Origin of the sequence: Belliella baltica DSM 15883, from assembly GCF_000265405.1 — a bacterium.
GTDB lineage: Bacteria > Bacteroidota > Bacteroidia > Cytophagales > Cyclobacteriaceae > Belliella > Belliella baltica.
Window position 1 is genome coordinate 2,952,616 of the sequence record NC_018010.1, and the last position, 23,038, is coordinate 2,975,653.

25 protein-coding genes and 1 tRNA gene are annotated in these 23,038 nt (G+C 39.6%); 15 read left to right on the plus strand and 11 right to left on the minus strand.

Annotation, left to right across the window (positions count from 1 at the left end; genetic code table 11):
• Positions 1–86 precede the first annotated feature (86 nt).
• From BELBA_RS13415 to bshB1, 4 genes are all read left to right on the plus strand, one after another.
• Entirely contained in the window at positions 87–950 is an 864-nt protein-coding gene (locus tag BELBA_RS13415; protein ID WP_014773234.1) for a sigma-70 family RNA polymerase sigma factor, read from the plus strand.
• 317 nt (positions 951–1,267) lie between these two features.
• On the plus strand, positions 1,268–2,206 hold the full coding sequence (gene trxB, locus BELBA_RS13420; protein WP_014773235.1) for a thioredoxin-disulfide reductase: 939 nt from the start codon (positions 1,268–1,270) through the stop codon (positions 2,204–2,206).
• A 60-nt stretch (positions 2,207–2,266) separates the two neighbouring features.
• Positions 2,267–3,259 (plus strand): M23 family metallopeptidase, encoded by a 993-nt coding sequence (locus tag BELBA_RS13425; protein ID WP_245531071.1) that lies wholly within the window; start codon positions 2,267–2,269, stop codon positions 3,257–3,259.
• Positions 3,260–3,308: 49 nt separating this feature from the next.
• Positions 3,309–4,025, plus strand: coding sequence for a bacillithiol biosynthesis deacetylase BshB1 (gene bshB1 / locus BELBA_RS13430; protein ID WP_014773237.1), 717 nt, complete (start codon positions 3,309–3,311; stop codon positions 4,023–4,025).
• Positions 4,026–4,064: 39 nt separating this feature from the next.
• On the opposite strand, the gene pdxH is transcribed toward bshB1, so the two are convergent.
• Entirely contained in the window at positions 4,065–4,700 is a 636-nt protein-coding gene (gene pdxH, locus BELBA_RS13435) for a pyridoxamine 5'-phosphate oxidase (RefSeq protein ID WP_014773238.1), read from the minus strand.
• Between the two features lie 153 nt (positions 4,701–4,853).
• On the opposite strand from pdxH, the gene BELBA_RS13440 reads away from it, so the two are divergent.
• The 3 genes from BELBA_RS13440 to BELBA_RS13450 all read left to right on the plus strand — a co-directional run bounded on the left by BELBA_RS13440 (position 4,854) and on the right by BELBA_RS13450 (position 7,523).
• Positions 4,854–5,423 carry a YqgE/AlgH family protein gene (locus tag BELBA_RS13440; protein ID WP_014773239.1) on the plus strand — a complete coding sequence of 190 codons (570 nt, stop codon included), beginning with the start codon at positions 4,854–4,856 and terminating at the stop codon, positions 5,421–5,423.
• Positions 5,424–5,474: 51 nt separating this feature from the next.
• Positions 5,475–7,325 carry a DUF349 domain-containing protein gene (locus BELBA_RS13445; RefSeq protein WP_014773240.1) on the plus strand — a complete coding sequence of 617 codons (1,851 nt, stop codon included), beginning with the start codon at positions 5,475–5,477 and terminating at the stop codon, positions 7,323–7,325.
• A gap of 125 nt (positions 7,326–7,450) precedes the next feature.
• A tRNA-Thr gene (locus BELBA_RS13450) sits at positions 7,451–7,523 on the plus strand.
• Between the two features lie 173 nt (positions 7,524–7,696).
• Here BELBA_RS13450 and BELBA_RS13455 read toward each other — a convergent pair.
• The 6 genes from BELBA_RS13455 to BELBA_RS13480 all read right to left on the minus strand — a co-directional run bounded on the left by BELBA_RS13455 (position 7,697) and on the right by BELBA_RS13480 (position 12,804).
• The gene (locus BELBA_RS13455; RefSeq protein ID WP_014773241.1) at positions 7,697–8,338 is read right to left on the minus strand and encodes a DUF6266 family protein; all 642 of its coding nucleotides are present in this window, start codon (positions 8,336–8,338) and stop codon (positions 7,697–7,699) included.
• A gap of 178 nt (positions 8,339–8,516) precedes the next feature.
• Positions 8,517–8,951, minus strand: coding sequence for a DUF6943 family protein (locus tag BELBA_RS13460; protein WP_157466097.1), 435 nt, complete (start codon positions 8,949–8,951; stop codon positions 8,517–8,519).
• Between the two features lie 801 nt (positions 8,952–9,752).
• Positions 9,753–10,799 carry an LLM class flavin-dependent oxidoreductase gene (locus tag BELBA_RS13465; RefSeq protein ID WP_014773243.1) on the minus strand — a complete coding sequence of 349 codons (1,047 nt, stop codon included), beginning with the start codon at positions 10,797–10,799 and terminating at the stop codon, positions 9,753–9,755.
• Between the two features lie 8 nt (positions 10,800–10,807).
• On the minus strand, positions 10,808–11,440 hold the full coding sequence (locus BELBA_RS13470; RefSeq protein WP_014773244.1) for an NAD(P)-dependent oxidoreductase: 633 nt from the start codon (positions 11,438–11,440) through the stop codon (positions 10,808–10,810).
• Between the two features lie 38 nt (positions 11,441–11,478).
• The gene (locus BELBA_RS13475) at positions 11,479–12,354 is read right to left on the minus strand and encodes an SDR family oxidoreductase (protein ID WP_014773245.1); all 876 of its coding nucleotides are present in this window, start codon (positions 12,352–12,354) and stop codon (positions 11,479–11,481) included.
• A gap of 33 nt (positions 12,355–12,387) precedes the next feature.
• Positions 12,388–12,804, minus strand: coding sequence for a DoxX family protein (locus tag BELBA_RS13480; protein WP_014773246.1), 417 nt, complete (start codon positions 12,802–12,804; stop codon positions 12,388–12,390).
• 88 nt (positions 12,805–12,892) lie between these two features.
• Between BELBA_RS13480 and BELBA_RS13485 the strand changes: the two genes are divergently transcribed.
• Positions 12,893–13,237: a winged helix-turn-helix transcriptional regulator gene (locus BELBA_RS13485; protein ID WP_014773247.1), complete on the plus strand. Its 345-nt coding sequence runs from the start codon at positions 12,893–12,895 to the stop codon at positions 13,235–13,237.
• Between the two features lie 1,086 nt (positions 13,238–14,323).
• Here the strand turns inward: BELBA_RS13485 and BELBA_RS13490 are convergent.
• Genes BELBA_RS13490 through istA form a run of 4 tightly spaced genes read right to left on the minus strand, consistent with a single transcriptional unit; the run spans position 14,324 to position 17,594 of the window.
• A complete protein-coding gene (locus tag BELBA_RS13490; protein WP_014773249.1) occupies positions 14,324–15,049 on the minus strand; it encodes a restriction endonuclease in 726 nt (241 codons plus the stop codon).
• The gene (locus tag BELBA_RS13495) at positions 15,046–15,297 is read right to left on the minus strand and encodes a hypothetical protein (protein WP_014773250.1); all 252 of its coding nucleotides are present in this window, start codon (positions 15,295–15,297) and stop codon (positions 15,046–15,048) included. The genes BELBA_RS13490 and BELBA_RS13495 overlap by 4 nt, the downstream gene beginning before the upstream one ends.
• Positions 15,298–15,299: 2 nt before the next feature.
• A complete protein-coding gene (istB, locus tag BELBA_RS13500) occupies positions 15,300–16,019 on the minus strand; it encodes an IS21-like element helper ATPase IstB (RefSeq protein ID WP_014773251.1) in 720 nt (239 codons plus the stop codon).
• Between the two features lie 12 nt (positions 16,020–16,031).
• A complete protein-coding gene (gene istA / locus BELBA_RS19355) occupies positions 16,032–17,594 on the minus strand; it encodes an IS21 family transposase (protein ID WP_245531072.1) in 1,563 nt (520 codons plus the stop codon).
• Between the two features lie 391 nt (positions 17,595–17,985).
• Between istA and BELBA_RS13520 the strand changes: the two genes are divergently transcribed.
• The 7 genes from BELBA_RS13520 (at position 17,986) to BELBA_RS19110 (ending at position 22,957) form a co-directional block, all read left to right on the plus strand.
• On the plus strand, positions 17,986–18,855 hold the full coding sequence (locus BELBA_RS13520) for an SDR family oxidoreductase (protein WP_014773254.1): 870 nt from the start codon (positions 17,986–17,988) through the stop codon (positions 18,853–18,855).
• 45 nt (positions 18,856–18,900) lie between these two features.
• Entirely contained in the window at positions 18,901–19,107 is a 207-nt protein-coding gene (locus BELBA_RS13525) for an SDR family NAD(P)-dependent oxidoreductase (protein WP_041779375.1), read from the plus strand.
• Between the two features lie 111 nt (positions 19,108–19,218).
• Positions 19,219–20,055 (plus strand): tyrosine-type recombinase/integrase, encoded by an 837-nt coding sequence (locus BELBA_RS13530; protein WP_280956311.1) that lies wholly within the window; start codon positions 19,219–19,221, stop codon positions 20,053–20,055.
• Positions 20,045–21,199, plus strand: a complete 1,155-nt coding sequence (locus tag BELBA_RS13535) for an IS91 family transposase (RefSeq protein WP_014771681.1) — start codon at positions 20,045–20,047, stop codon at positions 21,197–21,199. The genes BELBA_RS13530 and BELBA_RS13535 overlap by 11 nt, the downstream gene beginning before the upstream one ends.
• Positions 21,200–21,430: 231 nt before the next feature.
• Complete coding sequence (locus BELBA_RS13540; protein ID WP_083833708.1) at positions 21,431–22,063, plus strand: SDR family NAD(P)-dependent oxidoreductase; 633 nt, start codon at positions 21,431–21,433, stop codon at positions 22,061–22,063.
• Between the two features lie 83 nt (positions 22,064–22,146).
• The gene (locus tag BELBA_RS13545) at positions 22,147–22,500 is read left to right on the plus strand and encodes a nuclear transport factor 2 family protein (protein ID WP_014773255.1); all 354 of its coding nucleotides are present in this window, start codon (positions 22,147–22,149) and stop codon (positions 22,498–22,500) included.
• On the plus strand, positions 22,472–22,957 hold the full coding sequence (locus tag BELBA_RS19110; RefSeq protein WP_014773256.1) for a hypothetical protein: 486 nt from the start codon (positions 22,472–22,474) through the stop codon (positions 22,955–22,957). Before BELBA_RS13545 ends, BELBA_RS19110 begins: the two co-directional genes overlap by 29 nt.
• Positions 22,958–23,038: the final 81 nt, after the last annotated feature.

Here is a 23,038-nt window from a genome sequence, read left to right on the forward strand (position 1 = left end):
TTAATCAAATTGATTAATTTGAACCTTAATAGTATAAATTTCTGTTAACAACAGAGTCCAAAATTTGTAATTAAATATATTCTTGAATGAGGCAGCTAAAAATTAGCAAACAGATAACCAACAGAGAAAGTCAGTCCTTAGATAAGTATCTACAAGAGATTGGTAAAGTTGATCTACTTACCGCAGATGAGGAAGTGGTTTTAGCCAAAAGAATCAGAGAAGGTGATCAGTTAGCGTTAGAAAAGTTAACAAAAGCCAACCTAAGGTTCGTGGTATCTGTAGCCAAACAATATCAAAACCAAGGTCTTTCTTTGGGTGATTTGATCAACGAGGGTAACCTAGGTTTGATTAAAGCAGCTCAAAGATTTGATGAAACTAGAGGTTTTAAGTTTATTTCTTATGCTGTATGGTGGATTAGACAATCTATACTTCAAGCGCTTGCTGAACAATCTAGAATTGTAAGACTACCATTGAATAGAGTAGGATCTTTAAATAAAATTAGTAAAACTTTCAGTGAGCTAGAGCAAAAGTTTGAAAGAGAACCTTCTCCGGAGGAACTTGCAGAAGTACTTGAGGTAACAGCAAGTGAGGTTGTTGATACTATGAAAATATCTGGTAGACATGTCTCCATGGATGCACCTTTCGTTCAAGGAGAAGAAAACAGCTTATTGGATGTTTTAGAAAATGATGGTGAAGAAAAGCCTGATGATGGATTGATGAATGATTCTTTGAGAAAAGAAGTTCAAAGAGCCTTATCCACTTTGACTCAAAGAGAAGCTGACGTAATTACACTTTATTTCGGTCTTAATGGAGAGCATGCCATGACACTTGAAGAAATTGGAGAGAAATTTAACCTTACTAGAGAAAGAGTTAGACAAATTAAAGAAAAGGCAATCAGGAGGTTAAGACATACTTCAAGAAGTAAAACTTTAAAACCGTATTTAGGTTAATTATCCTATTGGTAAATAAATTTGAAAGGGGATTTTATCCCCTTTTTTTATGTCCAAGTGGATGTAGAATTTTCGACAAAAAAATAGAGTATAACTTAAAAATATTTCACTAATCTTTGATCAGAAAAATTACTTGATCTTTGAGATGAAAACTTTCTACATTATAAAAGAGTACCTTAATGTTTAACTCAAATTTTCAAAAGTAAAAGGAGCAGAAACAAAGGTTAATTTCTCAATGATTTATGGAATTTTAACAGATGTTAATTTTGTTGTAAGATTTAAATTAACAAAATTTGCCAACCCTTAAAAAAAGAGCAATGAATACTGATATTGAAAAAGTAAAAGTACTTATTATAGGTTCTGGCCCAGCAGGGTACACCGCTGCTATTTATGCAGCTAGAGCAGGATTAAACCCAATTTTATATACGGGAGGACAGCCAGGAGGACAATTGACGATCACTACTGATGTGGAAAATTATCCTGGATATCCTAATGGAATTATGGGGCCTGAGATGATGGAAGATTTTAGAAAGCAGGCAGAAAGATTTGGAACAAAAGTTCGATATGGTTTAGTCACGAAAGTAGACTTCAGCTCCAAGCCACATAAAGTCATTGTAGATGAACAAGTAGAAATTCATGCCGAAACAGTTTTGATTTCTACAGGAGCATCCGCTAAGTGGTTGGGATTAGAAAGCGAGGAGAGATTAAACGGAAAAGGAGTATCAGCTTGCGCAGTTTGTGATGGTTTCTTCTTCAAAGGTCAAGATGTTGCGATAGTAGGTGCTGGAGATACAGCTTGTGAAGAAGCATCTTATTTAGCTAATATTTGTAGTAAGGTATATATGATTGTCCGAAAAAATGAAATGAGAGCTTCTCAAATCATGCAAAAGCGGGTAATGAATAATCCTAAGATAGAAATTCTCTGGAATACAGAGACTGAGGAAATTCTCGGTGATGATGAAGTAACAGGAGCTAGATTGATAAATAATGTAAGTAAGGAAGTTTCTGAAATTAAAGTTTCTGGTTTTTTTGTTGCTATTGGTCATGAACCAAACACTGCCATTTTTAAAGATTTTATTAATATGGATCCTTCTGGTTATATCAAAACTATCCCCGGAACTACTAAGACTAATATTGAAGGTGTTTTTGCTTGTGGAGATGCACAAGATCATATTTATAGACAAGCAGTAACTGCTGCGGGAACTGGATGTATGGCGGCCCTAGATGCCGAAAGATATTTAGCCTCCTTAGAGTAGTTGTTTTAATAATAAGTAATGAGTTATAAAAGTGTCTTATTGTTATTGATTTTAATGGGTATGAGTTTATTTAAAACTCATGCCCAAATTTTTCCTAAAATTATTAAAAAGCCCAAAGAACAGCCTCAAATTGTAAATAATCCTCTTTTAAGAGATATAAGACTTTTTGATTCTCAAAAGTATCTTCAAAATATTACTCGTCAGACAGACTCTTTATTGTACAAGGATTATGTGAATTTAAATAAAAGACTCAGCATAGTCTCAGAAGATACGCTATCCTTGATTTGGGCTCCTACAAATCAGTTGGTAAAAGTATCTGAACAAATACAAATTGATAGCATTTGGATTACGGCCTTTGAGTATTATTCTTCTTGGGATAGTCAAAAAATCAATATTTATGATTTTAATCCCAAGGGTTTTAAAGATACAGTTTATGTAAAACTCTATGATCAATTTTTTGGGACAAAATGGGCTTTGCCACTAGACCAAACAAAAATTACATCAGAGTTTGGTTTTAGAAGGTATCGTTGGCATCATGGTACTGATTTGAAGTTAAATACAGGAGATCCTATCTATAGTACCTTTGATGGTATTGTAAGGATAAAGTCATATGATAGAAATGGTTATGGTTATTATGTAGTAGTAAGACATAAGAATGGTTTAGAAACGCTTTATGGACATATGTCCAAAATATTAGTCGAAGTTGGTCAGGAAGTAAAATCTGGAGATGTTTTAGGTTTGGGTGGAAGTACAGGAAGAAGTACGGGTCCACATTTACATTTTGAAGTTCGCTATCAAGGTTTGTCTATCAATCCAACACAACTTTTTGATTTCAGTGTTGGTAGATTACATTCAGATATTTACGCAGTAACATCAGCAAGCTTTGATCATGTTATTGAGGCACAAAAATCCGTTTATCATAGAGTCAGAAGTGGCGAGAATCTCAGTATTATTGCAAGAAAATATGGTACTAGAGTAAGTAATTTGACTCGTTTGAACAACCTTACCACTAGAAGCATTCTTAGGGTTGGACAAAATTTAAGAATAAGATAAACTTTTTTACCTTTCTGGTTTGTTGTAGATTGAAATTTAAACTAGAGTCATGAAATTAGATATACTTGTTTTTGCTGCACATCCTGATGATGCAGAATTAGCTTGTTCTGGAACAATAGCACGTCAGATCGCTCAAGGAAAGAAAGTTGGGATTATTGATCTCACAAAAGGGGAGATGGGGACACGAGGCACTCCAGAAATTAGAACACAAGAAGCTTTAGAAGCAGCAGCAATTTTGAAATTATCTGCAAGAGAGAATTTAGGATTCAAAGATATTTATTTTTTAGATGATCACGAACATCAACTAGAGATGGTAAAAATGATTAGAAAATATCAACCTGAAATCGTACTTGCTAATGCAATTACTGATCGTCATCCTGATCATGGAAAAGGAGCCAGTCTTGCCTTAAATTCTTGTTTTATAAGTGGCTTGAGACGTGTAGAAACACAGTTAGATGGTGAGAATCAATCTCCTTGGAGACCAAAAAACATCTATCATTATATACAAAATAATTATATTCAACCTGATTTTGTTGTTGATATAACAGACTTTTGGGATGTCAAACTTGCTAGTATAAAAGCATTCAAGTCTCAATTTTATGACCCTACTAGTATTGAACCACAAAGCTTTATTTCATCAGAGAATTTTCTTGGGTTTATAGATGCAAGGGCAAGAGAATTTGGACATAGTATCAATACCAAGTATGGAGAAGGTTTTACGAAAATAAAAATGTTGGGCGTCAATGATTTATTTGATCTTCAATAAAAAATGGTTCTACCTGGGCGGTAGAACCATTTTTTGCTTTTATGGTGCAAGTCTTACTTTGGTCCAATCACCAGTAGCACTCAAACGATAGAGAATCCTGTCATGCAAGCGACTAGGTCTTCCTTGCCAGAATTCTGCTTGATGAATAATTATTTTATATCCACCCCAATGATCAGGTCTTTTAATTGTTTCAGGGTTCAAATTATTGCCTAGTTCGGTTTCCTTCTTTTCTAAAAAATCCCGGTCAGCTATTTCAGAGCTTTGAGGAGAAACCCATGCGCCAACTTGAGAAGAAAAAGGTCTTGAGTAAAAATATTCATCAGAATCTTTTGGGCTTATTTTTTCTACTTTACCCAAGAATCTAACTTGTCTTTCGAGCTCAGCCCAAAAAAAAGTAACTGCTACATTTGGATTTTGAGCCAATTCAATTCCTTTCGTACTTTGATAATTTGTAAAGAAAATTAGTCCATCTTCAATTCCTTTAAGCAAAACAATTCTAGAATTCGGGGTTCCGTCTTTTTGTATAGTAGCTAAATTCATCGCATTGACTTCGAGAACTTTTGCTTCCAAAGCTTCTTCAAACCATATTCTAAATTGTTCCAAAGGCATATTTTGCACATCTTTAACATCTAAAGACTTGAGGGCATAATCTATTCTAATATCCGAGATTTTCATATAAATCAGCTTGTATGTTGACTAACTTGGTAATTGTGAAAGTGTTATTGATATGTTATATTTTCTATTCATTTGCTTGATAAAAGTACCATTCTTATTGCATTTAAAAAATTTAGATATATATTAACGATCGATTATTAAAAAGTATTTTTTATGAAAGAAAATTCTAGAATTGATCCAAAATCAGGTCATTTATTAATATCTAAGCCATTTTTACAAGATGAAAATTTTGTAAGGTCAGTTGTATTGCTTTGCGAAAATAGTGAAAGTGGGGCTTTTGGCTTGGTTTTAAATAAGCTTTCAATTCTAAAATTGGGAGAGTTGGTAGATGATCTTAGTTTTTTGGAATGTGATGTGTACGTAGGAGGACCAGTTGAGCAAAATACACTTCATTTTATTTATTATGGAGAAAAATTATTAGACGGAAGTATTGAATTAGGTAAAAACCTTTGGTGGGGTGGAGATTTCAATCAACTTGTTTCTTATCTAAACCAATCTTTGATTGATTTAGATAATATTAGGTTTTTTATAGGTTATTCAGGTTGGACAGAGGGGCAACTTGAGGCTGAAATAGAGGACAATACTTGGATTGTCAACGATAATACTGATTTAGAAAGTGTTTTACATTCTTCGCCAGAAGAATTATGGAGGATTATTTTGAAAAATATGGGTGGTGAATATCAAGTATTGGCAAATTATCCCATTGACCCAAGATTAAATTAAACAATTTTGTTACTTTTGTTTTAACAGTTTTTCATTAGTACTGATTAAATTATGAACACAGACAAAGAAATGTCCGACGAGGACAAGGTGACCCAGGTATCTGAGAATCAAGAAGCCGAGGGTAAAGAAATTCAATCCATTGAGTCAAATCAAGAATCTGAGGAAGAAGATCAAGAAATATCAGAAGCAGAGGTAGAGGTAGATTATTCAAACCTTTCTAAAGAAGAACTTCTAACAGCTCTAAAAGCAATTTTATCTTCTTCTAATTTCATCAAATCGGATTCCAAGGTAAATGAAATTAAAACGCACTTTGATGAATTTTTTAATACAGAGAAAAATGAAGCGCTTGAGAAATTTATCGCTGAAGGTGGAACAGAGGATGATTTTAATTTTAAAAAATCAGATTTAGACCAAGAGTTTTTTGCATTGGTTCATGATTTTAAAACCAAAAAAGCCGAGTTTTTTAAAGATCAAGAAAAGCAAAAAGATAGAAACCTAGAGGCAAAAAATGCAATTTTAGATAAATTAAGAGATCTTGTAGATGGTGAAGAGACCACACTGAGCATCAATGCAATCAAATCTATTCAGGAAGAGTGGAAAAAAATTGGTCAGGTTCCTTCCTCACAAAATAAAAACCTCTGGGCGTCTTACAATGCCTTGATGGATAGATTCTATGACAATAGAAGTATCTATTTTGAATTGAAGGAATTAGATAGAAAGAAAAATCTAGAGCAAAAAACTGAACTTTGTGAAAAAGCAGAGACTTTAGTGGAACTAGAAGATTTAGCTGAAGCCACAAAAGTTTTAAATGATTTGCATGAAGAGTTCAAGCATATTGGGCCAGTTCCTCGCGAGGAGCAAGAGGCACTTTGGGTAAGATTCAAAACAGCTTCAGATGCAGTATATGATAGAAGGAAGGAATTTTACGAAAGTCAAAAAGAGGTTTTTACAGAGAATTTAGTTGCAAAACAAAAAATCATTGAAAAGTTAGAAGGACTAAAAGATTTTTCGGCTTCAAAAATCAAAGATTGGAATTCAAAAACTAAGGAAGTATTAGCTGTTCAAAAAGAATGGGAGGCAATTGGGCCTGTTCCAAAAGAAAGTGGAAAAGATATCAATAGGAAATTCTGGAGTGCTTTTAAGCACTTTTTCCAAAACAAAAATCTCTTCTTCAAAGAACTTGATGAAGTACGTATAGCGAATAAAAATAAAGCTGAGGAATTAATCACTAAAGCAGAAGAACTAGTTGAGAGTACTAATTGGCAAGAGACGGCTAATAAACTGATATCATTACAGCAGGAGTGGAGAAACCTTGGTCCAACACCAGAGAAGGTAAGAGATAGCTTATATTCTAGATTTAAAAAAGCATGTGATACCTTCTTTGAAAACAGAAGGTCAGCTAATAAAGCAGTCAATAAAGAATTTGAAGATAATTTAGAGACTAAACTTGAGCTTTGTGATGTGATAAAGAAAGAAGCCGATTCTGAGACAAAGTCAGAAGAAAGCCTTGAAGCCATGATTCATAAATTTAATGAAATTGGTTTCGTTCCTAGAAAAAACATGAAGGATATACTTGCTAAATTTAACGAAGCTGTTGAGTATTATGTAGAAAAATTGGGTGTTGAAGGAGGTAATAAGGATGAGTTTTTGTTCAGGCTTAACCTTAACAAGCTACAAGCAGATCCAAATGGTACTCGCGTCTTGAATAAGAAAGAACATGGGATAAGAAAGCAGATCTCTGATTTGGAAAATAACATCACATTATGGAAAAATAATTTAGAGTTTTTTGCTGCTTCAAAGACTGCTGATAAGTTGAAAGACCAATTTGATGATAAAATCAAGAAAGCCGAAACTGAAATTGATAAGCTAAAGAAAAAACTTTCAATACTACGCGAATTTTAATTCGCTCATAAATAGAGAGATACTTTTATCTCTCTATTTTTTTTTAAATCAGTTTTGGTCAGAAAAATTAAGCTACTATATTTGCAGAGTCTTAAGAGCAAAACAGCTCAAAAAGACAACAAAAGGCCTCTTTAGCTCAGCTGGTAGAGCAACTGACTTGTAATCAGTAGGTCGCTGGTTCGATCCCGGCAAGGGGCTCTTTGATTATCAGGCACTTACGTTAACTCGTAAGTGCTTTTTTATTTTCAATACATACAGAATACATACTATTTGATGGATATGGAATTTAGCTTATCTGCTGACTTTCAAAATAAATCAAAAAAAAACCACTTCATTGCTGAAGTGGCTTTTCAAGGAAAACACCAATCGCTTTACGCAACTGTTACAGAGCCTAAATAAACGCTGTTAGCGACTTTAGTACCGTCTTCTGATACAAAACCTAAGAAGACTTCAACGTCTTCTCCTGAGTACTCAGAAGGCACTGGAATGGTCGCTGATCCGGCAGACCTTGCTGGTCCCGCAGTGGTGAACACTGCTTCCCCTCGGGTAGTGTTCAAAAGAACAATCAGAGCTTTGTCTGTCGCTCTTGCACTTCCACTATCGGAGTTGTCTGTCCAGGTTGCTTCTACGTTTCCAGCAGTTGGAGAAGTGGCTGCACCGTTGGCTACACCTGTCAAGTTTCCACGAGAAACCAATGCACTTGCATAGTCAATCATGAAGTTTGGATAAGCTCCGGCAACTGCATTGTTCAGGTTGTAAGACATGGCCGCATTGAATTGGGTCATACGGTTTGCATACAACTTGAAACCGACTCTCAGAAAGTCTGTCATGGGCTGCAAGAACCGCAAAACAGTTGAGAACTTCGAACGTTGGTCAACCTGACCTTCAGTTCTTGGGTTCGCTACACTGGAAGGTTTGATGCGCAGGTAATCGATGCCCTTCCAAGATCCACCGATTACATTCCCAACCTGTCCTGAGACACCACCGAGAATACCTTGATTAATTTTTCCCATCTCTTTACGATTTTTTAGGGGTTAAACATTTGCTTGGACTTGACACGGACTTACCATGGATTTGCCCTTCGCCAACTAAATTACTTCAAGAATTAGGCAGTAGTTCTCTCTTGGATGCTGTTGCGTTTTTGTGCTTTATTTTGCTTTTGTTACCCTGTTCTTTTGGCAGAGCAGGAAGTTACCCTGCACCTGTTTCTTTCATCATGTCATAAAATATGGCTTGTCTGGCAGTATCAATCATCTTTAGTGTGACCTTGATTTTTTGCTCGTTGGTATCGAGTAGTTGAAGGGCTTGAATTGCCTTTTGAAATACCTGGGCTTTGCAGCTTGCCTTGATTGAGCTTTCTCGGATTAGTTTTCGAGTTTCACCAATGGTGACGAAAGGAATTACGGAGCCTTTCAGGAGATAGTGGAAGGATTTTGATTTCCATAATCCAAAGCAAAGCCAGTAGAGAAACTCCCTATGTTGGCCTGAATCAGTAAGGCAAACAAAGCAATTTGGGCAAGCGTTGTTGAGCGGTTTCCCGCTGTTCAATCCTTTATTCAGGATAAAGAAGTGCGGCTGTTGGTAGCTGCTTTCCAGTCGGTGTGTTTTGATACGAAACGATTTCATACAGTGAGCCATTAAAGTTTTGCTCGCTGCGCTTCGCATAGATTTTTTCAAAAGAGAAAAGAAAAAAGGGAAAAAAAGAAAAGAGAAAGCTGACTTTTAGGCGGGTGAGGCTCGGCTGTCAAGGTTTTTGGAAAAAATACTACCCGAAGGGTGGAGATTTTTTTCAAAACCCGTAGGGCTTGACCTTGACTGTCCGAAAGTGCGGTGGGCATGTGCGAACCCGCCTATCTTTGCTTTTCTCTTTTTAAAATTTTCCCTTAACGAGTAAAAAAAAGAGCCCCCTAAAAAGGAAGCTCTGAAAGGCACAACTCGAACCAAAAAACACGCAGCGTATAATCTGTGATGCCACAACGCTGAATGCCTGCATGAAACGGAAGACCTGAGGTGCGAACGCCCGCCAACAACCACCGGCTGCCGAAACGGACTCTGAATAATAACTTAAACATAATGCCCTCGCAATACAGGACGGTGCGATTGATGCAAGGGCTGTGGGAAAAAAATACTACCCGTAGGGTGGAGATTTTTTTCCTAACAGGCGTAGCGAACCCTTGCAGCTCTGGCATCCGCACGCCTGTAACTTTGCTTTATGTTTGAGTTATATATTGACACTAAGGTTGGATCAATTTGAAGGTGAGGAAATTAGAGCCTAATTTGGTTATATTGGATTTGCAAGAAAGGAAAACATAAGTTTAAGTAAGAGCTATATCCATTCTTTGGGATTCCTGTATTTACCCATTGATATAATAACCGTTTAGGCTTGCCTTCTTTTCTGCTTGTAATGAAATTATTAAGTGTAAAAGTTTAATGGTTAAGCTCTTTCCGTACAATCGGTAACACCTTAGTTCCGAGCAATTCAATACTTTTTAGGAATGTCTTTTGAGGCATACCGCCAACATCCATTTGCAAAATTTGTCTTGAGTGTCCAAGTAATTTATGAAGGTTCACTATTCTTTCAGCAACGTTTTCTGGACTTCCTGCAAATACCATCCCTTTTTCAAGGTCTGCTTCTCTACCAACGGGTTTGCTCATTGGTCTTCCAATTTCGGCTGAACCTGTCATAAACATTTGCGCTTCATTTTCTAAATAAATTTTCTTTGCTTCTTGATCATTCTCTGCCACAAATCCGTGAACTGCTACTCCAATGTCCGCTTGATTTGGGGAATGCCCTGCTTTTGTCCAAGCATCACGATAGGCAGTACCGTAGTTAGCCCACTTTTCAGGTGAACCACCAAGGATACCAAGAAACATAGGCACTCCTAATTCAGCAGCTCTGTAAACTGAATTTGGACTTCCTCCTGTACCAAGCCATATTTTCAAGGGTTGTTCTGGCCGAGGTACAATCAACGTGTTAACTAATCCTTTTTTTCGGTGTTTTCCTGACCAAGATATATTTTCATCTTTATTGAGTTGAAGAAGTAATTCAAATTTTGAGTTAAACAACAAGTCATAATTGTTTTGGTCTAAATCAAAAATTGAGAACGTAATCTCAGAAGAGCCACGACCAGCTACAATATCAATCCGTCCAGGTGCAATAGATGCTGCCGTAGATAGTTGTTGATATAAACGAATAGGTTCTTCTGTTGAAAGCACGCTTACGGTTGTACCCAATTTTATTTTATTCGTCAATGCAGCTGCTGCAACAACCATAGAAGCTGGCGAAGAAATCGGCATTGAATTCGTATGATGTTCGCCAAATCCAAAATAATCCAGACCAACTTCTTCGGCTAATTTTACTGCTTCTAGTGCATCACGAACTGCTTGTGCTGTAGATGCGTAACTCCCATCCTTGTTTCGGGGCGTATTTCCAAAGGAATATACCCCCAATTCAAAATTTACTTTTTTCTCCATATCTATGCTTAACTACCGATAATCGGCATTGACCTAATATATTCTGGGTGAGTCAATTCTTTAAGGGCAAATCCTGCGATGTCTGCACGGGTAATCTTGAAACCAATTTTCTTGTCACCGAAAGACACCTTTACATTTCCTGTTGGCTCACCATCTACAGGTGCAAGAAAGCGGATGATTGTCCAGTCAAGCCTCGATGATTTTGTCAACTTGCCTACTGCTACAATTTCTTTGTAAGGTTTTGGCATAAATAGCCTTGCCATAATTTTAGGCATAATGGTGATGATAGACGACTTATCTTTTTCAAACTTGACGGCTGGTGTTGCGATGGTTATAAATCTAGAAACATTTAGTTCTTTCATCGCACGGATGATATTTTCGTGTCCGTTTGTTATTGGCATTCCGGGATAGGAATATTTAAGAGCAGGTCCAAGAAAACTTACTACTGCATCCGTGTCTTTTATGGCTTCCCGAATAGTTTCAAAGTCGGAAAGCTCACCAATAAATAATTTTGTTTTTGTTGAATCAGCCAAATCAATTTTCTTACGACTGTACAAGTGTAAATCGTGTCCTTCTTTAAGAGCCGACTTTATAAAATGGGTTCCTATTGCTCCGTTTGCCCCAAATACTGCTATTTTCATTTTTTCTATTCTTTTAATATTTTAAAAAACTAAATGGACTACAACTGATAAGCAGCTTTCAAAAAATCCTTTACGGATTCTGGCTTTCTTCCTAATAGTCTTTCTAAATCCGTAGCTGGAAAATCAAACTCTCCCTGAGCTGTTGCTACACAAAACGTAGCAGCTCCCTGAATCATTTCATCTGGCACACCAAGGCTTTTTAATTGTTCTGCATATTCCTCGGCTGATGGCGAAACATACTGAATGGTTTTACCCGACAGTTCGCTAAGCATACCCGAAATGTCTTCAAAAGAATAAGAATCAGTTCCACCAAATTCATATACTTTATTTTCGTGACCATCTGTTGTAAGAATGACAGCACCCGCAGCAGCTAAATCATTACGGCTAGCATAAGAGGCTTTTCCTGTACCAGCTGGAAGAAAAATAGTTCCAGTTTCAATAACCTTATCTCCCATAAACATCGGTAAAATATCTGTGTATAAACCGTGTTTTAATATGGTATAAGGAAGTCCAGATTGCTTAATCAAATTGTCAGTTTTCCAATGGGCATCTGCAACCATTGCAATTGGCGAAGTGCCATCTTCTGATTTTCGTTGAGCACTTGTATAAATGATATGACCAATTTTTGCCTCTATTGCAGCTTTTACCACATTTTCGTGTTGTGCAAATCTGTTCATCACATCGCTGGATGATACAAAGTATAATTTGTCAATTCCTTTAAAAGCAGCTACCAAAGACGCGTAATCATTATAATCTCCCTTGATAACATTTACATCCTTATTTTTCAGTTCCTCTGCTTTTTGAGGGTCACGAACAAGAATAGAAATATCACTTGCATTCACCTTATGAAACAATTCATTTACGGCTGCTTTGCCTAATTGTCCGGTTGCTCCGGTCACTAAAATCTTACTCATTATATTATGTTTTTTGTTGATTTAACAATCTTGTTATTTTGTTTTGGGTTGTATTGGGGCTTTTTTTGTTCTCCCCCAAGCAATAAATGCTGCAACCAGTCCGAATCCTAAATTGATAGGGATAGCAAACATTTCACCACGTACAATATGAAATGTTAGGGCTAAGACCATCACAACCACTAAACCTATAGCAGCCCAAACTGTCAATTTTGGCTTAATGCGTAGCAAAGACGGCAACAATAACCCTACAGCCGCAGCGAGTTCAGAAATACCTATAATACGCACAAGAAACTCAGGAATGTCTCCTGGCCATACTAACTGTGCTGCTAATTCTGGAATTGGTGAAAAGGATTTTGAAACACCAGCCATGCCAAAGGCTACAGCCAAAATTACTTGAGCAGCCCAAAGACTGATGTTCATTGCTTTTGAAGTTTTGTTTTTCTGTGTCATTTATTCATTTTTTATTTCGGCAAAGATACGTACATTTGCTTTCCAAAGTATAGCAGTTACCAAAAGGTAAGCGAAAAAACTTAGAGCGATGAGCAAAGCAAGTCATACAGAGTGTACGTCCGAAATGCTCCCTGTCAGGGATGCGCTGGACATTATTAGTGGAAAATGGAAGTTGTTGATTTTAATTTCTATTTCTTCTGGAAATAGTCGTTTTAGAGAGATAGAAAGAAGTATTCCAAAAATTACATCAAAAGTCCTTGCAAAGGAATTGAAGGATTTAGAGGAAAATGAACTTATTGAAAGAACTGTATATGATGATATACCTGTAGTTATCAAATACACCATTACACCCTATGCTAAAACACTTCAACCTGTTATACAGGCATTAAGTGATTGGGGTAAAAATCACCGCAAGAAAATTCTTGGAAGGTAAATTTCTTCGTTTAATAGGGGTGCTTAATAGGTAATTTTGGGTGGACATATAATGTCTTAGAAATTCCTTTTCATCCCTGCGAAAAATTAGATAATGAAAGTCTTCAAATAGTTCTTTCATGGTCAACTAATTTAGTGAATTGTGCGGAGGGAAAAAAGCGGGAAACGCAGGTAAACCCAGGCGAAGCCATTTCTGCGAGCCGCCTGCGAGCGGAGCAAGGGTGGTGGCTGCAAAAGCCCGAAGAATGAGGGCGGCAGACGCCTACCGTTTACGGCAGGGCTGGCGTGTTTTTTTGCATCAGGGTCGGCAAAGGCAAGGGTAGCGATTGAACGAAACGTAGCGATTGTTGGAAAGGAATGGAGCAATAACTGCCTGCAATAGCTTTTGTAGGGTTTGTATTTTTTGAGTGTAGTACAAAACCATTGGAGGAGGATTGCAGGCAGATTGCGGAATGACGTTGGGTTGGCTCGTGTAGTGAAGTGAAAGAGCTACGCTTGTGTGCGGTGCTGAAAGTGGCTGAATTGAAGGAATGAGGAACGAATGACTGAAATGAAGCGACTGAAAGCACATTGGGGAAAGCAAAAAACATGACAGCCCGATCAGCCCGCAGCGACCCGCAGGCGAGCAAAAACAATAAGCAGCGACAGACCCCCAATAAAAAATATTGTGAGTGTAGCGAACACCATAGAAGGGGTTTGGGGGGATGAAATAGCTGCGAGTGAGGAAGGAGAGAGTGTGTGAAGCAAAACAAGTGAACGGCAGGTGGCGAGCACCCACTGGAGCGCAAGACACCTGGTAAGTGAACGGTATATGCAAGGGCGACCGAAGGGAGTGCATTTTACCCTTGCAGATATGTTTTTGCGGAACAAAACGGAACGACTGACGAACACCGCTTTACCTGCGTTGGGGGGTGTGTTGGGAAAAGCAAGTGTGGCACGGTATGAAATGTAGCGCAGCGGAATGGAATAACGGGCTACTCTTGCTGTGCGGTGCTGGAAGTGGGTGAATGAAGAGAGTGAGGAACGAACGAACGAAATGAACCTACTGGAGGCACATGGGTGCGGGTGGGAATGGTGTGTGCAGGATCTATTGAATGAAAGTTGACAAATAATCATCTCCTTTGAAATCAATCGACTTCATCTGATTGAAAACTAGAAAGGCGATTTGCTGGCCGTTAAGACTTATAAAGTTGTTCTTTGAAATTTCATCTAGTGCTGATTGGATATAATCAGATGTGGTACAGAAAATAAATAGTTGTGCCGGGTACTGGTTATCTCTTTTTTGACGATTGGCAAAAGCAGTGAATTTGTCTATATCTACACGACCAACATTTCCGCTGTACTTTTTGGCTTGACCAAACAGTTCAACATATCCATAAGGACTTAGAGAATACATATTCTTGAATGGAACTTTAGCGGAGAAATCTACACCACCGTCATTCGACTTTTGAGAAATATTTACACTTTCAGCATTGAAGCATTTTTTAAGTAGCGTTCCACAAAACTCTTCAAATTCTTGCCAGGTTAGTTTGTGTAAACCTTTGTAAATATTCTGGATAATTGGGTAATCCGGATTGAATGAAACTATAGAAGAATCAATATTCTCGAATATACTTGCTGTATTTAATTTAGTGGCTAATGCTATGTGGCTTTGGGCATATCCAATGAAATTTTGAATGTTGATTTCAGCCAATTCAGCAGCTTTGAACATGTTTTTACCTTCTAATTGATAATAAGATGTCAAAAATTGGAGAGTGCTGAATTTGGCCTTTTCACAGCTATAAGCTAATTCTATAATTGCGGAAAGATTCACTGGTTTTCACCTTGTTTTAAAATTGCAATTCGATCAAGTTGTTTCTTCATTTCGGCAATGGATGATTTCAAATCATTCACTTCATCATTTGACATATCAGCTTCTAAACCTTCAGCAACAATGTTTTTAAAGGCTTCTATTGCATTGGTTATTTTACCTGGATATTCCGGTCGATACTGACCCCTGTTCCGGGGATATTGACCCCCCTCTAAAATGGTTTGGTATTGGATAGACCAATAGCCTGACAATTTTACATTTTTTTTCTTAAAGAGTCTCCGGTGAGCTCGATCCTATAGGATGAATGCAGGAGGCGGTCCAGGATTGCATCGGCGATGGTTTCCTCTCCGATGACTTCATACCAGCTCTGTACGGGCAACTGACTGACGATGATGGTGGATTTTTTTCCGTGTCGGTCTTCGATGAGTTCCATCAGATCCAGCTGGTGCTGTTTTTCCAGATGGGTGAGTCCGAAGTCATCCAGGATCAACAAGTCTGTTTTGGCGATACGATCAAAGAACTTGATGGCCGTTCCTTCCAGCCGTGCCATCTTGGTTTTGAGCATGAGCTTTTGGGTATTGAAGTAGGCGGCTTTGAATCCAAGCAGACAGGCCTGATGTCCCAGGGCGGAAGCCAGGTAGCTTTTGCCACATCCGGTGGCTCCGGTGATGAGTACCGATTCGCCTTTGGTGAGGTAATCGCCTGTGGCCAGGGATGCCAGCAACAGGTCGTCGAGTCCTCTGGTGCGGTCGAGTTTGAGTTCTTCCAGACTGGCTTTGTAGCGGAACTGGGCGGTGTGCTCCAGCCTTTTGAAGCGGCGGTTGTCCTTTTCGAGCTCTTCGGACTGCAGGAGTAACTCCAGTCCTTCGGTCAGGGAGAGACTTTGGTTTTTGCGGCTCTCTTTAAGTGCGGTCCATGCTTTGGCCATGCCGTGGAGCTTGAGCCGGGTCATCTGAGTTTCGATCTGATTCATACGATTAGGGGGTTAAAATTGAAGTTTCTGTTGTTGGTAATACTCCTTTCCGCGGACATTGCGGTGTGGGGGAAGGGGTTTTTCGGGTTCGGAATGATCTTCATGGGCCGTGTGGTTGGCCAGTACGTTTTTGATGAAGCGGTAGGAATATTCACCGTGGTCGATTCCCAGCTGGCAGGCTTTTTCGAAGGTGCCCAAGTCTGCTTTTCTGAACAGGGACAGCAGTCCGTCACAGGTTTTGTAGAGCTGTTCGGGATAGCGGTTTTGCTCAAAGAGTTTGGAAACATACTGGCCCAAAACCGGAGATTTTTTGGCTGCCAGATTCCGGTAATAGTCAGGACTGCGGTCCCGGTAGTGCTGATGCTGGGAGCATAGATGATCCCTGACCGTAGAGTATCCTCCCGCTTTGAAGTTTCTCACGTGGGCAGCAACCTTTTTGCCCTGATAGTAAAGCTGTACCATGGACCGGGTGTAGATGACCTTGAGTTTTTTGCCGATCAGGGTATGGGGGGCACTGTAGTAATGCTTGTCACGGGCCAGATAGACATGGTTGTTTTGGGAAAGGGTCAACTCGGTATGGTGCCGGAGTTCAAAGCGTTCGGTGGGCAGCGGGTTAAGCAGGGGCTTCTCGGAGGCCAGAAACTGCTCTTCCCGGCAGTAGCCCTTCTGCTTCATGCGGGTTTGATTATGGGCTCTGAGTTGTATCCTAATGGCCTCATTGAGTGAATAGAGATCAAAGAACTGCCGGTTACGAAGTTTGGCGTAGACACGGGAATAAAGAATCTTGACCTGATTCTCTACCCGGGCCTTGTCCTTGGGTTTGGCAGCCCGGGTCGGGACAACGGCCATTCCGTAATGGCTGGCAAAGTCTTCCAGAGCCCGGTTGAGATCGGGTTCGTACCGGTCAGCCTTGACCACAGCGGCTTTGAAGTTGTCCGGGACCAGGATCTGTGTAACCCCTCCCAAAAACTCCAGACAGCAGGCCAGTGCATACAGAAAATCCTCCAGCGTCTGGGAAGGCACGGCCATGGCAAAGGAATAATCCGAAAAGGGCAGACAGGCCACAAACAGCTGGCATTGGATCAGTTCGCCTGTTTCCCGGTCGATGTAGGGAATGGTTTTTCCCGCAAAGTCGATGTAGAGTTTTTCTCCCGGGGCGTGTTCAAGCCTGAGGGAGGGTTTGCCTTTGGTCGAACTGTGCTGGTCCAGGTGATGACAAAACTGGGAATATCCATACCCGTCAGGACGGCTCTGGCGGTATTCTTCCCAGAGTAGGGCCCGGGTAACTCCGGTACGGCGGAGTTCTTTCAGGAAGTAATCCAGCAGGCTTTTGAAGTGCTCGTATCGGGTATCCTTGTAGGAAGGGTTTCCGGGATGGAAAAGATGGTAAATCTCGGGTTCTTCCATACCCAAAATCTGATCAGCACTTAGATCCCCGGCCGGGTCACTAAGCAGCTTTTCGAGTTTGAACAGGTAGGTCTTCACCGTATTCCTGCTCATGGACAGGCTGCGGGCAATGGCTTTGATTCCTTGTCCCTGACGGTGTAAAATGAGGAGTTGTTTGATCTGACTCATGGGTTTTGGTTTTCCGGCCATCGTCTTCCGCTTAGTGCTTGGTAAGCCACTAAGAAACCAAAACCATTAACAAAGAGGGGTCAACATGCTCCGGAATCAGAACCCGATGGGGTCAGCATGCTCCGGAATCCAAACGAAAATCCCGCTTTGGGGGGTCAACATCCGCCGGAATGTCAGTCGAATCAAGCGCCTGAAGGCACTTTCTCCTTCCAAAATTATTCCGGTCTTAAGGGGTCAATATGCTCCGGAATATCCAAAATACCTCACATCCCTTAAAGAAGAATTGGTCAAGTAATTTTTTTTATTCAATATATAGATATATTTCAATATATCTTTTAATTTTGATTAAGTTTGTGAAAACATCTACCAACTAATTTAAAAACAAAAAATTATGATATTAATTACAGGAGCCAACGGGCATTTAGGGGCGGCCACTATCGAATCTTTATTGAAAAAAAATCCTAAAACCCCAATTAGGGCATTGGTAAGAACCGAAGAAAAAGGAGCTCCATTCAAAAAAAAAGGAGTGGATATTGCCATAGGAGATTACTTTAATTATGATTCATTGCTTGCGGCTATGCGGGGGGTAGATGTCCTTTTACTGGTTTCATCAAGTTCCATAACCGGACGTTATGAGCAGCATTCTAATGCCATAAAAGCGGCAAAAGAGAGTGGCATAAAGCATATCGTTTACACCAGTGTGCTGAAATCTTCCCCTGATTCCAAATTCAGTGGAGGTATGGATCACGTAAAAACAGAAGCAGAGATTAAAGCATCAGGAATTCCTTATACCATTATGGGAAATACCTATTATGCTGATTTTCTACCGATGTTGTTAGGAGATTTTACCAATACAGGAGCTATTTATTACAGTGCTGGTGATGCAAGGGTAAATTTTGCGTCACGAAATGATATGGCAGAGGCCAATGCAGTTGTACTTTCCAACCCTTCTGCCCATCAGAATAAAGTGTATAATATCACCGCATTAAAAGCATATACCTTTACAGAGATAGCTGTTATGCTTTCGGATATTGTAAATGCCCCTGTAAACTATGTAGATATTCCACTGGAAGATTTGAAAAAGGGCATGCTGCAACATGGTTTGCCGGAAAATGTTACGGGTATGATGGCAAGTATTGCCGAGACCATGAAAGCCGGGGAGTTTGATTATGCCGATGATACATTAAAGAAATTAATTGGTCATCCTCCTCTTGATTTAAAGGATTTTCTAAAAAGTGTATATGGCACAAAATCCTTGTAGGATAAATAAAACCTTAAATAGTAGAAATTCATAAATGAAACCAATATGGGAAAATTAGAAAACAAAGTTGCAATCATTACAGGTGGTGCCGGCAGTATCGGCCTGATTACCGCCAAACTTTTTTTACAAAACGGTGCGAAAATAATGCTTGTTGACGTAAATGAGGATTCGTTGAAAAATGCTGCAACAGAATTACAATCACCAAATGTTGATTATTGCGTAGCAGATGTTGAACTGACACCCTACGGGTGAGCGATTTACCTAAATTCTGCTTATTTTTATTTATATCAAAATCTTAGATCATGAAAACTCAAAAAAAACACGCTGGGCACTGTTGCCCTCAATGATTCCGCTAAGGAGTATTTGCTAAAACTATCTTCTTTCCTAGAAGCCAAAGCATATTCCCATATGACCATCCGCAACTATATGGCCGAGATGCGCTATATTTTCGCCTATTTCAATCACCTTAATCCTGAGCAGCTCACCCAAGATCACATTGCCTCTTACATCAATTACATCAAAAAAGAGCATGCTGTCGGTAGGGACAAATGCAGGATGACGGCTCAAAGCTGTAGCTTCTTTTTTAAACACATTTTACCTTCACCTTATGTAGTCCCCCACGCACTTTATCCCCGGAAAGACTTCAGACTTCCGGAAATTCTAACCCAAGATCAGATCAGCCATGTAATCCAATCCACAACCAATATCAAGCATAAAGCCATCATTGCTTTGTTTTATGGAACAGGTATCAGGTTGAGCGAACTTCGATTCTTGGAAATGAAACATATCTCAAGAGCCGAAATGCAGCTCAAAGTTGTGGCAGGAAAGGGTAGCAGGGACAGATTTACTATCCTTCCAGCTGCTGTTCTCCCTTTGCTTGAAGCTTACTACAGAGTACACAAGCCGAAAGTTTTTCTCTTTGAAGGACAGATCCCGGGAAAAGCTATGAACGACCGCTCCATACAGCACGCCATCCGCATGGCCATGAAACAGGCGGGCTTTGAACAGTATGGTTTTTCCGCACATTCTATCAGGCATTCCTTTGCCACACATCTGCTTGATGCGGGAACAGATATTCATACCATCAAACAGCTTCTTGGACACTCAAAGATAGAGACTACTATGATCTATCTTCACCTTACCAAACAACGTAGGGAAAAACTAGTATCTCCACTTGATTTGCTAGCTGATGGAAACTGACTCTTCTTTCCAATCCCTATTCAGACATCAATCCATCCACAGCTTCAATACTTATAGCAAAGCTGTTTTTGCTGATCTTGTAGCATGTCATACCGCTGCTAAGGGCTATCACATTAGCAGATGCAATGATCAACAATGTGGCAACATCGCCCATCGCTACCATTGCTGCGGTAACAGACACTGTCCCAACTGTGGAAGTATGAAAAGGGACGCTTGGATTCAGGGAAGGATGGACGAACTACTACCTACAGCATACTATCATGTAGTATTCACTTTGCCCCATGAACTCAATGTTGTGATCATGGGCAACAGAAACAGGCTATTTAACTTGCTGTTTCAGGCAGCTTCCCAAACATTACTCAAACACGGTCGAATGCCTGAATTCCTGGGAGCTGAACCAGGTATTACAATGGTTCTCCACACTTGGGGACAGGATCTTTCTTTCCATCCACATGTACATTGTATCGTCAGTGCAGGTGGCTTCGACGGAAAGCGTTGGGTAGATGCCAAACGCAAAAACAACCGATTCCTTTTTCCTCAAAAAAGTCTGGCAAGTATGTTCAAAGCCATATTCATGGAAGGGATGGAAAAAGATCCCTCAATTAGCTGGATTGGCAGTAAAAACAGCGTAATTAAAGCTGTAAGGTTCAAAAAATGGAACGTATACGCCAAAGCTCCTTTCGGTTCACCCGATAGAGTCGTCGAGTACCTTGGACGCTATACCCACAAGATTGCCATCACCAAACACCGAATCCTTGAGGTCAACGCAACACATATCAAGTTCAGCTATAAAGACTATGCAGACGGTTCCAAAACAAAACAGATGTGGCTTACTCATCAGGAATTCCTTAGAAGGTTTGAGCAGCATATCCTACCAAAAAGGTTTGTCAAGATCCGCCACTTCGGATACTTGAGAATACAGGGCAAAACTGAACGGTTGGCTATGATACGGTCTTCTCTCGATATGCAACCAACCAAACCCAAAGTCACAATTCCATTCCAGATCAGAATGCTCGAAAAATACGGCAGGGATATTTTAAAATGCCCTTGCTGCGATCACGGAAGAATGGAAACAATCTTTGATACAAGGGATAGATCAGCCAGAAAACAAAAATCTTTCAATCCAAATCCAGCCCCTTCCTGACATGTATTCAGGATCTAAGAAAACAATGGTTGGGTCCAAGACATCTCTAAAGCAGAATACCCCAATTTTGGGTAGGGGATTTTATGCCTTTTCCACAAGGATTGGTCAAATAATAGTAGAAATCGTAACTAATGAAAAATAATTAAACCCATAAAAAGAGTACTAATACACCTAGCAAACACTTCACCCTCCAGTTGTCAGTCAACAGCCACTAGCAAAAAGCCCTGATAGATTTTACATCAATCAGGGCTTTTTTTCAAAGGGCTTTTCTCTAGTGGGCTTAATGTTACCCAAAGTTCTGATGTTGAAAAATATGCACAGAAAACAGTAGATAAATTTGGCAAAATAGATGTGTTCTTCAATAATGCAGGGATCGAAGGGGTGGTAAAGCCAATTACAGAATACCCGGAGGAAAATTTTGATAAAGTTATTGCTGTCAATGTGAAAGGGGTTTGGTTGGGCATGAAGCATGTGTTACCAAGAATGAATGACGGAGGAAGTGTTATCATTACATCTTCCGTAGCAGGGCTTATTGGCATCTCAGGAATGACCGCCTATAATGCAAGTAAACACGCCACCATTGGTATTATGCGAGCCACAGCACAGGAGGCTGCCCCACGAAAAATCAGGGTAAATACAGTTAATCCGGGGACCGTTGATAACCGGATGATGCGTTCTCTGGAAGAAGGAATGGCTCCAGGACATGCAGAGGCAATAAAAGCGGAATTTATAAAAGGTATTCCCTTGGGAAGGTATGTTCAGCCCGAAGAAGTAGCCAATGTAGTTTTGTATTTAGCTTCTGACGATAGCCAATTTATAACTGCAACCATTAATGTGGTAGATGGAGGAATGGCGGCATATTAGATTCTCTGTTTATTCAACATCGGCACTTACATAGTTATCTGCTCTAAAACCGAATTTATTTATACACGAAAAAATATCAAACCATGAACATCAAAGAAAAAATCGAAGACCTAATCAAGCTAATGCTGTCGGGCAAACAAATGGATGCTTTTGAAAAGTATTATCATGAAGATGTAGTAATGCAGGAAAACTCCAAACCCCCAATGGTTGGCAAATCAGCCAACAGGGAAAGGGAAATTCAAGGGATGCAGATGATTGAAACGTTTCACGGAGCAGAAGTAAAAGCAGTTGCCGTGGGCGACAATGTGACTATGGTAGAATGGGAATTTGATGTCACCTACAAAGGCGCGCCCCGCATGAAAATGTGCCAGGTGGCCGTGCAAAAATGGAAGGACGGCCAAATTATTCATGAACGTTTTTATTATTCAACTAACTAAAATCAAAACAAGAGCAATTTCACTCGATCAAGCCATTGCCTTTATGTCATCGTTTAATGAAAATAATGGAAGCAACCCTTCCAATGAAAAATATATTCCCGGAACCTGCAATATGGGGAGAGAGGAAATCAAAAGGCGAAAAGCAAGTGGATGGACAGGGTTGGTACTAACGGTAATTACCATTTCTCTCTTATTATGGTTCAGTGCACCTCACTGGATGCGACTTGTAGTTTTCATTCCGGCAGTAATGGGAGCAACAGGATTCATACAGGCGTACAATAAGTTCTGCGTGTATTTCGGATTTGGGCACATGTTCAATTTAGGAGAGGTGGGGAAAACAGATACCATCGATCAAAAAGAATTCAGGGTGAAAGACAGAGCAAGAGCCTGGCAATTGCTTGCCTATGCTTTTGGTACAGGATTGATTATTACTGTAATCGTTTATCTCCTGCCCTGATTTTGATCGGATATAAACCAGGTAAGTGAACTACTTGGCAGTTCTTGCTTGAGCATCATGCTTAAGTATAGAATTTATGGA

Coding starts and splice junctions, on each gene's coding strand:
- BELBA_RS13415 (WP_014773234.1), top strand. CDS start 87: ATGAGGCAGCTAAAAATTAGCAAACAGATAACCAACAGAGAAAGTCAG.
- trxB (WP_014773235.1), top strand. CDS start 1,268: ATGAATACTGATATTGAAAAAGTAAAAGTACTTATTATAGGTTCTGGC.
- BELBA_RS13425 (WP_245531071.1), top strand. CDS start 2,267: ATGAGTTTATTTAAAACTCATGCCCAAATTTTTCCTAAAATTATTAAA.
- bshB1 (WP_014773237.1), top strand. CDS start 3,309: ATGAAATTAGATATACTTGTTTTTGCTGCACATCCTGATGATGCAGAA.
- pdxH (WP_014773238.1), bottom strand. CDS start 4,700: ATGAAAATCTCGGATATTAGAATAGATTATGCCCTCAAGTCTTTAGAT.
- BELBA_RS13440 (WP_014773239.1), top strand. CDS start 4,854: ATGAAAGAAAATTCTAGAATTGATCCAAAATCAGGTCATTTATTAATA.
- BELBA_RS13445 (WP_014773240.1), top strand. CDS start 5,475: ATGAACACAGACAAAGAAATGTCCGACGAGGACAAGGTGACCCAGGTA.
- BELBA_RS13455 (WP_014773241.1), bottom strand. CDS start 8,338: ATGGGAAAAATTAATCAAGGTATTCTCGGTGGTGTCTCAGGACAGGTT.
- BELBA_RS13460 (WP_157466097.1), bottom strand. CDS start 8,951: ATGAAATCGTTTCGTATCAAAACACACCGACTGGAAAGCAGCTACCAA.
- BELBA_RS13465 (WP_014773243.1), bottom strand. CDS start 10,799: ATGGAGAAAAAAGTAAATTTTGAATTGGGGGTATATTCCTTTGGAAAT.
- BELBA_RS13470 (WP_014773244.1), bottom strand. CDS start 11,440: ATGAAAATAGCAGTATTTGGGGCAAACGGAGCAATAGGAACCCATTTT.
- BELBA_RS13475 (WP_014773245.1), bottom strand. CDS start 12,354: ATGAGTAAGATTTTAGTGACCGGAGCAACCGGACAATTAGGCAAAGCA.
- BELBA_RS13480 (WP_014773246.1), bottom strand. CDS start 12,804: ATGACACAGAAAAACAAAACTTCAAAAGCAATGAACATCAGTCTTTGG.
- BELBA_RS13485 (WP_014773247.1), top strand. CDS start 12,893: ATGAGCAAAGCAAGTCATACAGAGTGTACGTCCGAAATGCTCCCTGTC.
- istB (WP_014773251.1), bottom strand. CDS start 16,019: ATGAATCAGATCGAAACTCAGATGACCCGGCTCAAGCTCCACGGCATG.
- istA (WP_245531072.1), bottom strand. CDS start 17,594: ATGAGTCAGATCAAACAACTCCTCATTTTACACCGTCAGGGACAAGGA.
- BELBA_RS13520 (WP_014773254.1), top strand. CDS start 17,986: ATGATATTAATTACAGGAGCCAACGGGCATTTAGGGGCGGCCACTATC.
- BELBA_RS13525 (WP_041779375.1), top strand. CDS start 18,901: ATGGGAAAATTAGAAAACAAAGTTGCAATCATTACAGGTGGTGCCGGC.
- BELBA_RS13535 (WP_014771681.1), top strand. CDS start 20,045: ATGGAAACTGACTCTTCTTTCCAATCCCTATTCAGACATCAATCCATC.
- BELBA_RS13545 (WP_014773255.1), top strand. CDS start 22,147: ATGAACATCAAAGAAAAAATCGAAGACCTAATCAAGCTAATGCTGTCG.
- BELBA_RS19110 (WP_014773256.1), top strand. CDS start 22,472: ATGAACGTTTTTATTATTCAACTAACTAAAATCAAAACAAGAGCAATT.